Here is a 15,148-nt window from a genome sequence, read left to right on the forward strand (position 1 = left end):
ACGGGCCCGGGTGTCGTAGGGTCGAGGTCATGTCCGAGACAACGGAATCCGGTGGCACGGTGATCGCGGTGCCGGAGACGGTCCGCACCGAGCTGCGCCGCGGTGTGCGCAGTGTGCTGGTGGATTCCGCTGCGCTGCAACTGGTCCGGGAGCGTTTCGACGGCGAGCAGGCGCTGTCGCTGCGCCGCTACCTCGAAGCCTCCCAGTCGGCGAACACGTTGCGCGCCTATCGCACCGACTGGATCGCCTGGGCGGCCTGGTGCCTCGCCGAGTCCCGGCAGGCTCTGCCCGCCGATGCCCTGGACGTGGCGGTCTATCTCGCCGCTGCCGCCGATGCTCGCCGCGACAATGGCGAATGGGCTTTCAGCGCAGCCACTCTCGAACGCAAGGCCGCCGCCCTGGCCGCCGTGCACGCCGCCAACGGCCTGCCCTCACCCACCCGCGCCGACGTCGTGCGCCTGACCCTGCGCGGTATCCGCCGCACCCGCCGCACACAGCCCAACCGCAAGCGCCCCGTACTGCTGCACACCCTCGACCAGCTGCTGGCCGAACTGCCCGCCCCCGGCTGGCCCACCGAACCCGCCCGCCGCCGCGACACCCTGCTGCTGCTCGTCGGATTCGCGGGAGCCTTGCGCCGCAGCGAGATCGCCGCCCTGCGCATCACCGATGTCCGCGTCCACACCGACCACCGGACCGGTGAACCCGTGTTGCTCATCCACCTGCCCACCACCAAGACCGACCCCACCGGCGCGGCCGAACAGCGGGTGGCTCTCCCGCGCGGCCAGCGACCGCACACCTGCCCCGTCTGCGCCTACGCCGACTGGATCGGACTGCGCGAGGCGCACGCGAGCGGCCTCCGCCTCTCCGCCTGGCTGGACGCCAATCCCCCTGCCTCGCAACAGCTTCACCGCTGCCACGGTTTCACGCACACCGCCCTCGCGGACAACCCCGACCTCCCCCTGTTCCCCGCCATCTCCCGCCACGGCGGCATTGCCGCCACCGCCATGTCCGGCCGCGCGGTCGCCGAACTCGTCAAGCGCTACGCCGCGCGCGCCGGCCTGGACCCCGCGCTCTTCTCCGGCCACTCGCTGCGCGCCGGCTTCGCCACCCAGGCCGCCCTCGGCGGCGCCAGCGCCCGCGAGATCATGCGCCAGGGCCGCTGGTCCAACCCGCGCACCGTGCACGGCTACATTCGCACCGCAAATCCCTTGGAGGACAACGCCGTCACCAAACTCGGCCTGTAACGGCCCGCTGGGGCGGATTCACGCTTCACAGTGGGCGCAGGTGTTCGATGGTGACGGCGTGCCGCACGGCCAGCCGCTCGGCGATCAGCGAACGGTGGCAGGCCTCAGGGTCACGCTCCACGCACAGCAGCGCCGCGGTTGCGCCGATCGGCAGCGCCGACACGATCGGGGTGAGATCGGCCCGGGCGAGGATCTCGGCGGTATAGCGGCGGGTGTACTCGGCGGCGAGTTCCCGACGCGAACGCTTGCCGACCCCCTGGCGCGCATCCTCGGCGTACTGGAGTTGACGCAGCTCGGTGGTGGGAGCGAGTTCGCGGTGATGCTCGTAGGCGATCCCGGCGCGAGCGAGGGTCGCCTGTAACCGCCGTGAGTTCGCCCACGCGTACTGCGGTCCACGCACACCACGCCGCTGTCGAACATCGAGCAGCAGACCGACGTCTGCGTCTCGCAGGCGTTGCACGAAGGATTCGCCGTCGAAGCCGTAGACGCCGATCGTCGCCATTCTGCGCACCAGGAAACACCCACCATCGCTAGTCACCGCTACGCCACCTGCCGCGGCGTAGCGACAACGCTTCCAGCCAATCACGACGCCCTGTGTCAGGTAATCCGGGCGGAGATGCCGAAACTCCCTGCCGGGCGCAGCGTGCGGCATGCTGGGTCTCGGCGGTGCGGGCGTGCCGTCGAGAGGAGAGCGCCGAAGGTGAACCGGCACATCGAGTTCCAGCGTCTGCACAACTTTCGCGACCTGGGCGGCTACCGATCCGCGGACGGCAGAACAGTGCGCTGGGGCCGGCTGTACCGGTCGGACTCCCTGGGCAAACTGCGGGACGCGGATTGGGAACTGTTCCAGGGCTTGGGCATTCGCACCGTGGTCGACCTGCGCTACCCGTGGGAGATCACCCGCGACGGCGCGGTGCCCGAACAGCACCTCTTCACCTACGGCAACTTCAGCATCGAGCATCGCCCCTACGATCAGGCCGGCGCCGACCCCGAAATCGACCCGTGGCGATTCCTCGCCGACAAGTACGCCGAGGTCGCCGCCGACGGATTCGAAGAGATCCGGCAGGTCGTGGAGCTCATCGCCGACAGCGACGGACCAACCGTATTCCACTGCACCTCCGGCAAGGACCGCACCGGCCTCATCGCGGCCCTGCTGCTGAGCGCCCTCGACGTCGACGAGGACCAGATCCTGGCGGACTTCGCACTCACCGAACTGGCCACCGCCCGCCTCGTCGCCGACTGGCATGCGGCCTATGCCCCGCGCACACTGCGCTGGCCCGGCTACGGTCGCGCACCGGCCCAAGTGATGCGCCTGGTCCTGGCCGACCTCACCAGTACCTACGGATCACCCCACGAGTACCTCACGACCCATTCCGGGGTGAAAGACAGCGTCCTCACCCGGCTGCGCGATCGGTTTCTCGAGGCCCCGCACGCATGATCCCCAGGACACCGGTCCCGCCTGCGGGTATGCCCACCGCCCGTTGCGAATCGACTCCTGCGGGCCGACCGTATCCGTCACCGTATCCGTCATTCGCTCGATTCGTGGACGGACGGCCAGCACCATGGTGGTGTAGGGCAACCCTGTAATCAGGAAATCGCATCCTACCTGCAGCGAATGGGCCGTTCGACCGTGAACAGCCATTCACAACCGCCATCTGGACGGCCCGTTCCGCTGCGGAACCGACCCTCACAACGCCAAACGGAACCCGCGCTCGAAATCGACCCTGGCCAGTTCCTCACGACGCGCCAATCCGAGTTTCGGGAAGACATTGGAAAGGTGGTGCGCGACGGTGCGCGGACTGATCAGCAGGCGCGCGGCGATGTCGCGATTCGTCAAACCCGTGGCCGCCAGTTTGGCAACCTGCAATTCCTGTGGCGTCAATACCGCGGTGCGGGCGGCCTCGGCGAGATCACCTGCCTGACGGTCGCCCGCCATCGCCAATTCCCGTTGGGCGCGCGCGGTCCAGGGCGCCGCGCCGAAGTCACCGAAAGTCTGGTGCGCCGAGCGCAATTGCTCCTGGGCGTCGCTGCGGCGACGATTGCGGCGCAACCACTCGCCGTACAGCAGTCGCAGCCGCGCGCAGGCGAAGGGCCGGTGCGCGGGTGCGTGCTCGAACGCCTCGGCGAAGTGCGCGGCGGCGTCCGAGCCGGGCTCCAGCAGCGCCCGGCTGCACGCCACGGCGGCGACCGCCCAGTCCGCTCCGGTGGTCTCCGCGTGGGCGGCAAGCACATTCAGGTGCCGGGCGGCGCGGTCGGAGCGGCCGGACCGGACCGCGGCCTCGATCGTGTCGGCGGCCGCCAGCAGCTCGATCGTGGGGTGATGCGCCGGATCGCCGGGCCTCGAGATCGGCTCGAGCAGGGCGTAGGCTTCGTCCGGTCGCTCCGCGCTCAGAGCCGCGAGCCCGCGACTCCACTGCGCCGAGGCGGTCACCGGGAGATAGCGCAGCGGCTGCGAGAACGCCAGCGTGCGGCCACTGAATTCGATGACCGCGGCCTCCTCGCCGCGCAATCCCGCAATGAATGCCAGTGTGCAGTAGCTGTCGGCGACGGTCTTGCGGCCGGTGAAATCCGGTGCGAGACGCAGGGCTTCGGCCGCATCGGTCAGCGCGTCGTCCCACCGCCCGATGAGGAAGTGTAGCGCCGACCGCTGACTGAGCGTGTAGCCCAGCCAGCTGATCGGCCCGTCGGTGCGCATGCGCTCCACGGCGGCGTCGACCATGTCCAGCGCATGCCGCTCGGTGCCGTGCGCGACAGCGACATCGGCAATCGGCAACCGCCACGGCGGCACGTCCGCACCCGAGTCGAAGTCGCGAGTCACCAGCGCGTCGAACTGCGCGGCGTCGAGCGATTCACCGGCCGCCCACGCCGCACGCAAGGCCGCGTACTCGATCTCGGCCCGGAAGCGCTCCTCGGCGCTCTCGGCGTCCCGCACCAGCATCCGCCGCGCCCGCGCCGGATCTCCCTGCCCGAGCTCGAACATTCCCTGCAATCCCCCACCCGCGGCTGAGACCACCGCGGGGTCCGCACGTTCACCGGCGGTGGCGAGCAACTCGCGGGCAGTTTCCACATCACCCCCGTCCCATGCCGCACGCGCAGCCTTGGAAAGTCGTACGGCGGCGGCGTTCGCGTCCGGTGACAGCGCAGCGGCCCGCCGCAGAATCCGTGCGGCCGAAGTCTGCCCACCTCGCGCCCAGGCCCGTTCGGCCACGGCATCCAGCGTCGCGGCGATGCCCTCGTCCGGATGCTCTGCCGCCGCGGCGAGATGCCACGCCGCACGATCCGGATCGGAGCTCATGAGTGATTCCGTCAGTCCGGGCGACACCGTGCGGTCGGCGAAGACCGCGGCCAGTGCCGTGTGGACTGCCCGGCGCTCGGCCGGGCCGGCAGCGTCGTAGACGGCGGCGCGAATCAGAGGGTGGCGCATGACCATTCGGCCGTCACTCAGGCGCATCAGGCCCGACTCCACGGCGGCATTCCATTCGGCGGCGGGGACGCCCAGCCGCGTGGCCGCCCGCTCGGCCACGATCGCGTCGGCGCCATCCTCGGCGGCGGTGACGAGCAGTGCTGTGCGCTGGTCCGGGGTGAGGCGGCCGAGGTCGGCGTCGAAGGCGGCGCGCAGGCGGGGGCCGAGTTCCAGTTGCGGCTCGGCCGCAGGGCCGAGGTTCGTTGTGGCGGTGCGGCTCAGCTCTCGCAGGGCGAGCGGGTTTCCGGCGGTGAGCCGCAGCAGGGCGCGGGCGCGCAGCGGGCTCAGTGCCGGATTGAGCTGGGCGACAAGCTGTTCCGCGCTCTCGGTATCGAGGCCCGCGATGGTCAGGGTGGGCAGCATGTCGGCGATGGCGGCAGTTCCCGGATGGGTCGCGGCAAGAAACGCGATCGCGTCCTCCCCGGTGCGGCGGGCCAGGAAGGTGAGGCAGTGCCGGCTGGCGGTGTCCACCAGGTGGAGATCGTCCACGATGACCAGCACCGGTTGTTCCTCGGCCAGGTCCGCGAGCAGGGTCAGCACCGCGACGCCGATGAGCAGCTGATTGCCGTGCGGCTCACCCAGTCCGAGCGCACCGCGCAGCGCGAGCGCCTGCGTCGGCGGCAGACCGTCGAGCCGATCGAGCAGCGGCCACAGCAGTTCGTGCAGGGCGGCGAAGGCCAGATCGGATTCGCTGGGCACACCCCGGCAGCGCAGCACCCGCATGCCGCCGGCTCGCTCTATCGCGTAGTCCAACAGCGCGGTCTTACCGATCCCGGGCTCCCCGACCAGCACCAGCGCTGCGCCCGCCCCCGCCTTCGCTCGGTCCAGCAGCCGATCGAGTGCGTGCTGCTCGGCCACTCTGCCGACCAGCGGCTGAGGGAGGACACGGTCACGCGGCATTGCTGGATTCGCTCCCTTCGACCTCGGACGGACCCGCCTGCGTGGCCGGAGCGCTCGTCCGGCCCGCATCGTGATCATGATGCACCCACCCGCGCCGCGGACCCACCCAACCGAGCCGATCTCGGGCGTCACGATCGCGCACCGAGCGGCCGGCGCCCCGTCATCGTGGCGTCCGATCACGTCGACGGACTCGGTGCGAGCCTCACAGCAGGCCGACCACTCGGGCTCGCGCGACCGCTTCGGCGCGGCTGTTGGCCCGCAGTTTCGTGTACAGGCCGCGCAGGTGCGTCTTGACGGTATTGATCGAGACGCCGAGGTCCGCGGCGATCTGGCCGCCGGTGCGCCCGGACGGAAGATGTTTGAGCACAATCATTTCCGATTCGGTCAGGGCGGGCGCGGCGTCGGCCCGCTGGGCCGCCGGGTGGTGGCGCAGCAGGTCCGCGAATTCGTCGCCTGGACCGAAGCGGCCGGCGTAGGTGTCGAGGAGTTCGATCGCGACCGGGAGGTTCAGCCAAGGACGCAGCACGCGTTCGGGCTGGGAGAGGCGCAGGGCGGTGTCGAGCGCCTCGACCGCTTTGGACGGCATGCCCAGGCGATGCAGGGCGTCGGCGTAGAGCAGCCAGCCGGTGACGGCGTTGATCGGGTGTATGGGTGCGTCGCCGTGCAGCACCGGTTCCAGGAGAGCACGGGTCGACCGGGGTTTCTGGGCGGCATCGGTGGCGAGGGCCCGCGCGATCACGAAGCCGGGAATCTCCCCGATCACCGGTTCGGCGAGGGTCAGCAGTTCCTCGGCCGCCCGGAACTCGTGCAGCCGCACCAGGATTCCGGTCGTGGCGGTGAGCAGCAGGCCGACGCCGACGGCGGGCATCGGGTGCCGGTGCAGCAGATTCCTCAGGCTGAAGCGCAGGCGGCGGACCGCGGCGTGCTTGTCGGTGGCCGCGACGGTGGCCAGCAGCTGCCAGTCGACCCCGGTGGGCAGGCCGTCGACCGGCATGCCCGGTGGCACGCTATCGATATCGGAGGGGTCGCCGACAATGTCGGTCGCCCAGTCGTCGCCCTGGATATAGCGGGCGATGCAGGCGGCGACCCGGGCCCGCTGGGTGTCCGGGGACTCCACAAGGTCGTGCTGGCGGGCGAATTCGATGGCTTGGTCGGAGCGCGTGCGCATTTCGGTGATCGCGCCCGCGTATCCGCAGGCGATGGCGAGCCGGGTCATCGCCTGCAGGGTCAGGCGGGGCCGGGCGAAATGCTCGGAGAGCGTGAGGCCGGTGGTCAATTGCGCTGCGGCACGGTCGAATCGGCCTTGCAGGAGCATCGCGGCGCCCGATTGCACGCACACATAGCAGTCGACATCGGGATTCCCGGTGGGCGAGAGCGTATCCGGCGGATCGATGACCGCGATGCCGGTGCCGCCCGCGATGGCGGTGTCGGCGGTGATCGCGACATCCAGCACCTCCAGCCACTCGGGCGGAACCAGGGCCGAGCACGCGCCCGGCTGCTCGGCAGCGAAGTTCGCATAGGTGCGGGCGTGACCGTCCTCGCCCCGGGTGAGCGCGTGCACAGCACGCAGCCGCCACACGAACGCATCGTCGATCAAAGGCGTTCCGGCCTCGGCCAATTCGGCGAACAGCAGCGCGCCGTGGCCGTCGAGCACCAGCCCGAGACCATGCTCGCGCAGGAAGCCCCGCAGGTAGGTGTCGTCGTCGAGCCGCAGCAGATAGGACAGCGCCGCCACGGACCTGCCTGCGGCACTGAGCCATCGGGCGGTGATCAGCCGTAACCGCGCCACCTCGGCCTCGTCGCGGCGTTCGATTTCGGCCAGCAGGTAGGACCGCAGCAGCGGATGGTAGGTGAACCACAGCGTGCCCTCGTGCGCGGTCCGGGTCAGCGGAACACCGTGGGAGGCCAGTTCGTCGAGGATCTCGTGTGCGCGCGAGCCGTGCAGGACATCGGCCAGATCCTCGGTGAAATGGTCGGGAACGCTGGTGCGCATGAGGAATTCGAAACTGCGCCAGGGCAGGTCGGTGAGCACGTCGCCGATCAGGAAGTCCACGACGGGCTGGGCCGGTCGAGCCAGCTCCGCCAGCGCCGCGGCGTGATCGCACTCGGCGGCCTCCATGCGGATGGCCGCGATGCGCACCAGTGCGGCCCAGCCGTGCGTCAGCGCCATGACGGCATCCAGATCACCGTCGGGTATCTCGCAGCCGTGCTGCCGGAACAGTTGCGCCGCTTGGGTTCCGGTGAGGGTGAGGTCCTCGGCGCCGATGCGGGTGACGCGGCGCTGCGCATTGAGACTGTGCCAGCGCAACGCGATCTCGTATCGCCCGGCGAGCACGATGGTCACGGTGGGCGGCGCATAGCGAATCAGGTACTCGACGGCCACCAGCAACAGCGGGTTCGTGAGCAGGTGCGCGTCGTCGAGGATCAGCACGGTCGGGGTCGTGCGGGTGAGCAGGGCGTCGGTCAGCAGCGCCATGTAGTGCACCGGTTTGACCGTGCCGGGCGGCGGCGTCGGCAGGCCGAGCACCTCGGTGAGGGATTCGGCGACCGGATGCCAGGTGCTGGGATCGCGGTCGTAGACCTCGGTCATGGTCAACCAGGCGACGGCCGTATCGGGGCGGGCAGCCAGCCGCCGTTGCAGCCAATCGTGGAGCAGGACCGTCTTTCCGCTACCGGCGGGCGTCCAGATCTGGACGATGTGCGCGCCCGTCGCCGAGGGGATCGGAGCGAAGCGCGAGTCGAGCTCCGGTCGTGCGATGGGTTCGCAGTGCGGTGCCGGAATACGTCCCGGTGCAGTGCGTTCGAGAGCCGAGCGAGGACAGTTCGTCGTTCGTTGTGAGGTGGTCACCGAGCCTCCGGACCGAGTGCCGTGCCATTCACAACCGCCGAAGGCCACGCTACCGCAAATCCGCAGTTCACGGACTTGCCGATGACACGGTTCACACTTTGGGGCCGAAAAGTCCCGCGGCATTGGCCGCCAGAATGGCCTTCGCGTCTTCGGGCGCGATGCTCGGATCGCTGATGTAGGAGATGGCGCGGGCGAAGATGTCGCCGGCCTCGTAGGGGAAGTCGGTGCCCAGGATCAGGCGGTCCGCGCCGAAGGAGTCGATCGCGGCGCGCAGGGCGGGCAGATGACCGTGACCGACCGTGTCGTACCACATCATTCGAGCCAGTGTGCTCGGCAATTCCGGGGTGCCGGGCGCCTCCCAGAGGTACTGATTGTCCGCCCGCTGCAACAGCATCGGCAGGGCGCCGCCCAGATGCGAGTTGATGATTCGAATATTGGGGTAGCGCAGGGGAAATCCGTGCGTGATCAACTGCATGACGCTGATGGTGTCCTCGATCGGCGCGCCCGCCATCCAGGTCAGGTGATAGTCGGCGATGAGCGGTGAACAGGCGCTGTTTCCGGCAGGATGCAGGTACAGCACCGCCGCCCGTCGGTCGAGTTCGGCGAATATGGGCGCGAATTCGGGGTCCACGAGTGCGCGTCCGAGCACGGTGGTGTTCATCGCGACGCCGACCATGCCCAATTCGTCCAGGGCTCGGCCTATTTCGGCCAGGGATGCGTCGATATGCGGCATCGGGGTCGATGCGAAGGCGCGGAACCGGTGCGGATTTCGGGAGACCACGTCGGTGTATTGGTCGTTCACGAATTGCGCCGCGGCGATCGCTTTCTCGCGATCCTCGCCGTAGGGCAGCTGCGGCGGTGCGGACAGCACCTGCATATCGACGCCCGCGCTGTCCATGAGCCGCAATCGGGCCTCGAGTTCGGCGCCGAGCCCCGCGCCCATCCCGCGCTGCGTGTCGGTGTCGGTGTGGCCGAGCTCGACCAGCAGGTCCAGATAGTCATCGGTCCACAGGTGTGCATGTATATCGATTCTCATGGGATCACCGTATTTGCGCCGGAAACAACGGAGAACCGCCCGAAAAGGGTGAAGTCGTGGACCGCGAATCTTCCCATCATTCGATAGCGAAAGGTGTTGTCAAGAAGTTCAGGGAGATCATCGTGACCGCTTCACCGCCACAGATCCATACCGCGTCGGCCGAATGGTTCTCGGGTTCTTTCGAACCCACCCCGCAGGCTGCCCGATTGAGCGGTTCCCCGGTATTCGAGGCCGGAGTTCGCCCGGCGACGGCGCGATTCGCCGCCTACCGGGATCTCACGCGGCCCGGCGCGGCGGATCTGATCGTGCGCATGCAATATCCGGGATCGGCCGCCTTGGCCGTCCTGTCGAACGCGCTCACGCCGTTGCACGCCAGCCGCGACACCGTCGACTCAATCACTGCCGCAGGGGAATTCGAGGACGGCGAGCACATCTACGGTCGATTGGCCAAGCGGTTCCGCACCGCGCGGGAATACCGTCTCGAGGACCGGTACGGCCGGGTGCGCTGGGCTTGGCTGGAGTGGCATCCCTACCATCACCGCACTCCGGCCCTGCCGGTCCGGTTCCTGCTGTGCGCGTGGTTCACCCATCCCGAAGGGCGGTTGGCGGAGCCGGCCACCGATGCGGGGACGCGCGTCGCACTCGGCACGCTGACCTTGGATCGCGTCCGCACACCTCCGACGCGTAAACCCAACCTTGACAAGCCCGCGCGTGTAAACGCATCCTTTACATATGAGTGATGCCCAGCACAGAGACCCCGCCGACGAGCGTGCGGTCCTGGCAAAACTGTTGTCCACCAATGCCGAATTCGTCGCGGAGGTACTCGCCCCGGCGGAAGGCAAGCCCGCCCCATCGGTGATGGCGGCGCTGCGTGCGGCCCGCAGTCTCGACAATGTGGTCGACGACGTGCTGCGATCCCTGGTCCGGCAGGCGCGCGACGAAGGGCGCACCTGGGCCGAGATCGGGGATTTGTTCGGCACCTCCCGGCAGGCCGCGTTCCAGCGCTTCGGCGGCGCGGGGGCGAGCGGGATGCCGATTCCGCCCGTGCCGCCCATGCCGGACCTGCCGCCCATGCCGAAGATGCCTCCCATGCCGGACTTTCCGGGCTGGCCGTTCCCGAACGCCCGGCCCCCGCACGACGCCTGAGCACCCGCGAGCGAGAGTCCGAACCATGACGAGCACCCTGACCCGCGAACCGGCACACCGAGAGCGGGCGTGCCGGCGACTGCTCACCGCCGCCCGGTGCCGGTTCGCCGAGGATCGGCTCGCCGATGCGATCACGGCGGGCATCGACCAGGTCGTACTGGTCGGCGACGCGCTCGACACGTTCTGCGCGCAGAATCCATATCGGGGGCTGCGGGTCGCACGGATCGGATGCTTCGATGAAGAGTCCGTGGCCGCAATAGAATTCGCCATCTCCCGGCCCGCGTTCGTCATTCACATCGGCGGCGACCGCACTCTCGCGAATCTGGCCGCGCTGGTGCGCTGCGTGAGCACGCTGCGGCCGGGCACCCAGCTGGTCTTCGACTACCTGCCCGTCGCGACGCCGCGGGCCACGGTCGCGAGATTGCTGTGCGACACGGGATTCGAGGTGCTGGAGGATCTCGGCGCGCGGACGCTAGCCTCCCGCTATCTCGTACTTCCCGACAGCGCGAACCATTCGGCCGAACCCCGTGTCGTGCGGGCTCGAATCCGCAATAATGCTGGTCGGCCGCCCAGTTCGCTTTAGGAGTGCCATGCGACCACTCGCTCGCCGCAATCTGCTCGCCACCGTCGCCGCCATCAGCGCACTACTCGCCACGAGCACTCCGGCGCACGCGAGTCAGGTGCCCGCCTTCGGTGACGACTTCTACTGGGGAGTGGCCGCCTCCGGCTTCCAATCCGAAGGCCATGCGCCCGACAGCAATTGGACCCGCTACATCGCCACCCACCCCGACTACGACCGCTACGGCGACAGCGTCGACTTCTACTCGCGCTACGCCTCCGATATCGCGCTCGCCGAGCAGTTGGGGGTGAACGTCTATCGCATCGGCATCGAATGGGCCCGGGTGCAGCCCCGACCCGGAGTCTGGGATCCGAACGGATTCGCCTTCTACGACAAGGTGATCGCCGCCATCCGCGGGGCGGGCATGCGGCCGATGCTGACGTTGGACCACTGGGTCTACCCGGGCTGGGCGGCCGATCGCGGCGGGTGGCGCAATGCGGGCATGGTCGAGGACTGGCTGACCAATATGCGCGCGGTGGTCGATCGGTACGCGGCGGCCGATCCGCTGTGGGTGACCATCAACGAGCCGGCCGCGTACATGATGAACGAAGTGCGCAATGGCGGGTTGCCGATCGGGGAGATACCGGTCATGCAGCAGCGACTCGCCGACGCGCACAACAGCATCTACGACTACATCCACGCGGTGCAGCCGGGTGCCATGGTCACCAGCAATGTGGCCTATATTCCGGCGGCCGATCAGGCGGTCAACGGCGCCATGCTGAGCCTGATCGCGAATCGGCTGGACTACATCGGCATCGACTACTACTACGGCATGTCGCCCGCGACGGTCGCCCAGTACACCTCCTTCGCACAGAACGCGCTGTGGAAGCTGCCGCTCGAGGCGGACGGAATCTATTACACGCTGCGGCATTTCGCGCGGCAATTCCCCGGGAAGCCGCTCTACATCGTCGAGAACGGCATGCCCACCGAGAACGGTGCGCCGCGCGCGGACGGCTACACCCGAGCCGACGATCTGCGCGACACCATCTACTGGATCCAGCGTGCACGCGCCGACGGCATGAACGTGATGGGCTACAACTACTGGAGCCTCACCGACAACTACGAATGGGGTTCCTACACACCGCGTTTCGGACTGTATACGGTGGATGTGCGGAGCGATCCCGCGCTCACCCGCCGGCCCACCGACGCGGTCGATGCCTACCGCCTGATCACCCGTGACGGCGGCGTTCCCGCGCACTACCTGCCGACGCGGGTTCCGGCCACCTGCTCGCTGGTCGATGCCCCGTCCAGTTGCACCGATCCGGTGACGCTGCCCCGCTGATCGGGCGGCTCTTCTCGGCGGAATGCGAGCGAGCCGGACGCGAATACGGGTAGTGGAGTACTCGCGTCCGCTTTGTCCCGTCGCCCGACACTGAATGAGACGGAGAGGAGACCTCCGATCCCTCGGATGGTCGCCGACCTGTCGGCCCCGCCCTCACGGGCCGGGCGTTCAGTTCGAGAATCGAGGACATCATGTCTGCCGACAACGATCAGAGGAGAGGCGGCCCACCGGCCGGACCACCCGGCGCGGACGCCGGCATGGACGAGCAGGCCCTGTCGGCCCGGCTCGCCGGGGACGAGACACAGGAGCGGCTGGTGGATTCCTGGCTGCTCGCCCGGTGGGCCCCGGCCGCCGGGCGCGACACGCACCGTACTGCACGGGAATTCAGCTAATCGCCAGCTACGCTCCGATTCGGGACATTCACGACACCGCTGTCCCGGAGGAGGAGTCCGATGCGCGCTCGGCTGCACCGTCTCGTCGTGGCCGGAGTCGCCGTGGCCTCGACGCTGCTGCCTGTTGCCGTGAGTTCCGCGACCACCGGCCCCGTGCAGCCCATCGCCGCGGGCAGCGGGCTCGGCTCGGACTTCCTGTGGGGTGTGGCCGCCTCCGGCTTCCAGTCCGAAGGCCATGCGCCCGACAGCAACTGGACGCGCTACATCGACAACAACCCCGCCTGGGATCGTTTCGAGAATTCCGTCGACTTCCGCTCCAGGTACCCGCACGACATCGCCCTCGCCGCCGGCCTCGGCGCGAAGGTCTTCCGCATCGGCATCGAATGGGCGCGCCTGCAACCCACCGCCGACACCTGGGACGAGTCCGGTTTCGCCTTCTACGAATCGGTCGTGGACGCCATCATCTCCGCCGGCATGCACCCCATGCTCACCCTCGACCACTGGACCTACCCCGCCTGGGCGCTGGATCAGGGCGGCTGGCGCAATCCCGGCATGGTCGACCAGTGGCTGGCGAATGCGCGTCTCGTGGTGGACCGCTTCGCCTCCCGGAATCCGGTGTGGGTCACGGTGAACGAGCCCGTCGCCTACATCATGCACGAGGTCCGCCAGAACGACACCGACCCGAACCAGATGCTCGACCGAATCGCCCAGGCGCACAACAGCATCTACGACTACATCCACCGCATCCAGCCCGACGCCCTGGTCACCAGCAATGTCGGCTACGTCGCCGGCGCCGAAGCCGAAGTCAACGGCCCCCTCATGGACCGCATCGGCGACAAACTCGATTTCATCGGTGTCGATTACTACTTCGGCTACGAACCCCCCACCACCCAGGCCGCCTCCCATCCCGACGGCTCCCTCCCGCCGGCCGCCGGCATGTGGGAACTCCCGGTCCGCCCCGAGGGCATCTACTTTGCCCTGCAACACTATTCACACAAGTTCCCCGGCAAGCCCCTCTGGATCATCGAGAACGGCATGCCCACCGAGGACGGCAAACCCCGCGCCGACGGCTACACCCGCTCCCAGCACCTGCGCGACACCGTCTACTGGCTCCAGCGCGCCAAGGCCGACGGCATGAACATCGTCGGATACAACTACTGGTCCATCACCGACAACTACGAATGGGGTTCCTACACACCCCGATTCGGCCTCTACACCGTGGACGTCACGACCGATCCCACCCTCACCCGCCGCCCCACCGACGCGGTGGACACCTACCGCCAGGTCATCTCCGCCAGCGGCGTCCCCACCGGCTACTCCCCCATCCGAGCCCCCTCCGACTGCCGCCTGGTGGATCCACCCGCCAGCTGCGCCACCCCCGTCACCATCCCCTGACCACGCGACTTCCCCAACGCTGCCGGTCGAAATATTCGGTGTCGTTTCCTGCGGGCACCCGGGATACTCGGTGCGTTCGAGCGGGTGGGGAAGGAAGTGCGATGAGCGACAAGAGTGATCTGCTGCTGGAAGGTGTGGTGGGGTCGCATGCTTATGGGCTGAATACGGCTCAGAGCGATGTGGATTATCTCGGGGTGTATGTGGAGCCGACGCGGACTTTTCTCGGGCTGCATCCGCCCACGCGGGATCGCGGGACCCGGCAGGGGCGGGATGGGGCCGATGCCACTTATCACGAGGTGGGGAAGGCGATGGGGTTGATCCTGTCGTGCAATCCGACCGTGAATGAGATTTTGTGGCTCGAGAATTACACCGTCGCAAGTGATTTCGGGCGGGAACTGGTCGGGCTGCGTGAGCATTTCTTGTCGGCGCCGAAGGTGCGGCATTCGTATTTCGGGTATGCGATGGCGCAGTTTCGGAAGATGTTGAATCGGCGGGAGACTCAGGGGCTGCAGGATCCGCGGTTGGCCAAGCATGCCCGGCATACGATGCGGTTGCTGTGGCAGGGGTATGAGCTGTACACGACCGGGGTGCTGCCGGTTCGATTGCCGGATCCGGAGCCGTATTTCGCGTTCGGGCGGCAGATGATGGAGGAATCGGGCGAGGCCGCGGCCAAGGCGCTGATTGCCGAGTACGAGGAGAAGTTCGATTCGGCGCGGACGCCGTTGCCGCGGCGGCCGAATGAGGAGCCGCTGGAAGAATTTCTGCAGCGGGTGCGGCGGGCGCATCTGGATGCCCACGGGTGAGCATCCAGACGCGCGGTCCG

Annotated in this window: 13 protein-coding genes; 9 read left to right on the plus strand and 4 right to left on the minus strand. The window is 68.4% G+C overall.

Annotated features, from left to right (window positions below):
• Positions 1-29: 29 nt before the first annotated feature.
• Complete coding sequence (locus H0264_RS24370) at positions 30-1,244, plus strand: site-specific integrase (RefSeq protein WP_181579697.1); 1,215 nt, start codon at positions 30-32, stop codon at positions 1,242-1,244.
• A gap of 25 nt (positions 1,245-1,269) precedes the next feature.
• Here H0264_RS24370 and H0264_RS24375 read toward each other — a convergent pair whose 3' ends face one another.
• Positions 1,270-1,746, minus strand: coding sequence for a DUF488 domain-containing protein (locus tag H0264_RS24375; RefSeq protein ID WP_244975932.1), 477 nt, complete (start codon positions 1,744-1,746; stop codon positions 1,270-1,272).
• A gap of 198 nt (positions 1,747-1,944) precedes the next feature.
• On the opposite strand from H0264_RS24375, the gene H0264_RS24380 reads away from it, so the two are divergent.
• A complete protein-coding gene (locus tag H0264_RS24380) occupies positions 1,945-2,682 on the plus strand; it encodes a tyrosine-protein phosphatase (protein ID WP_181579698.1) in 738 nt (245 codons plus the stop codon).
• Positions 2,683-2,931: 249 nt separating this feature from the next.
• Here H0264_RS24380 and H0264_RS24385 read toward each other — a convergent pair whose 3' ends face one another.
• From H0264_RS24385 to H0264_RS24395, 3 genes are all read right to left on the minus strand, one after another.
• Complete coding sequence (locus H0264_RS24385) at positions 2,932-5,607, minus strand: AAA family ATPase (RefSeq protein ID WP_181579699.1); 2,676 nt, start codon at positions 5,605-5,607, stop codon at positions 2,932-2,934.
• Between the two features lie 202 nt (positions 5,608-5,809).
• Entirely contained in the window at positions 5,810-8,455 is a 2,646-nt protein-coding gene (locus tag H0264_RS24390; protein ID WP_181579700.1) for a winged helix-turn-helix domain-containing protein, read from the minus strand.
• A 91-nt stretch (positions 8,456-8,546) separates the two neighbouring features.
• Positions 8,547-9,491 carry an amidohydrolase family protein gene (locus H0264_RS24395; RefSeq protein ID WP_181579701.1) on the minus strand — a complete coding sequence of 315 codons (945 nt, stop codon included), beginning with the start codon at positions 9,489-9,491 and terminating at the stop codon, positions 8,547-8,549.
• A 122-nt stretch (positions 9,492-9,613) separates the two neighbouring features.
• On the opposite strand from H0264_RS24395, the gene H0264_RS24400 reads away from it, so the two are divergent.
• From H0264_RS24400 to H0264_RS24430, 7 genes are all read left to right on the plus strand, one after another.
• A complete protein-coding gene (locus H0264_RS24400) occupies positions 9,614-10,231 on the plus strand; it encodes a hypothetical protein (protein ID WP_181579702.1) in 618 nt (205 codons plus the stop codon).
• Complete coding sequence (locus tag H0264_RS24405; protein ID WP_181579703.1) at positions 10,224-10,637, plus strand: hypothetical protein; 414 nt, start codon at positions 10,224-10,226, stop codon at positions 10,635-10,637. The genes H0264_RS24400 and H0264_RS24405 overlap by 8 nt, the downstream gene beginning before the upstream one ends.
• Positions 10,638-10,662: 25 nt before the next feature.
• Positions 10,663-11,220, plus strand: a complete 558-nt coding sequence (locus H0264_RS24410) for a class I SAM-dependent methyltransferase (RefSeq protein ID WP_181579704.1) — start codon at positions 10,663-10,665, stop codon at positions 11,218-11,220.
• A 7-nt stretch (positions 11,221-11,227) separates the two neighbouring features.
• Positions 11,228-12,538 carry a family 1 glycosylhydrolase gene (locus tag H0264_RS24415; RefSeq protein ID WP_181579705.1) on the plus strand — a complete coding sequence of 437 codons (1,311 nt, stop codon included), beginning with the start codon at positions 11,228-11,230 and terminating at the stop codon, positions 12,536-12,538.
• 191 nt (positions 12,539-12,729) lie between these two features.
• Positions 12,730-12,930, plus strand: a complete 201-nt coding sequence (locus H0264_RS24420) for a hypothetical protein (protein ID WP_181579706.1) — start codon at positions 12,730-12,732, stop codon at positions 12,928-12,930.
• A 60-nt stretch (positions 12,931-12,990) separates the two neighbouring features.
• Positions 12,991-14,325, plus strand: coding sequence for a family 1 glycosylhydrolase (locus tag H0264_RS24425; RefSeq protein ID WP_181579707.1), 1,335 nt, complete (start codon positions 12,991-12,993; stop codon positions 14,323-14,325).
• A 101-nt stretch (positions 14,326-14,426) separates the two neighbouring features.
• The gene (locus H0264_RS24430; protein ID WP_181579708.1) at positions 14,427-15,128 is read left to right on the plus strand and encodes a nucleotidyltransferase domain-containing protein; all 702 of its coding nucleotides are present in this window, start codon (positions 14,427-14,429) and stop codon (positions 15,126-15,128) included.
• Positions 15,129-15,148: the final 20 nt, after the last annotated feature.

This window comes from Nocardia huaxiensis (assembly GCF_013744875.1).
Lineage (GTDB): Bacteria > Actinomycetota > Actinomycetes > Mycobacteriales > Mycobacteriaceae > Nocardia > Nocardia huaxiensis.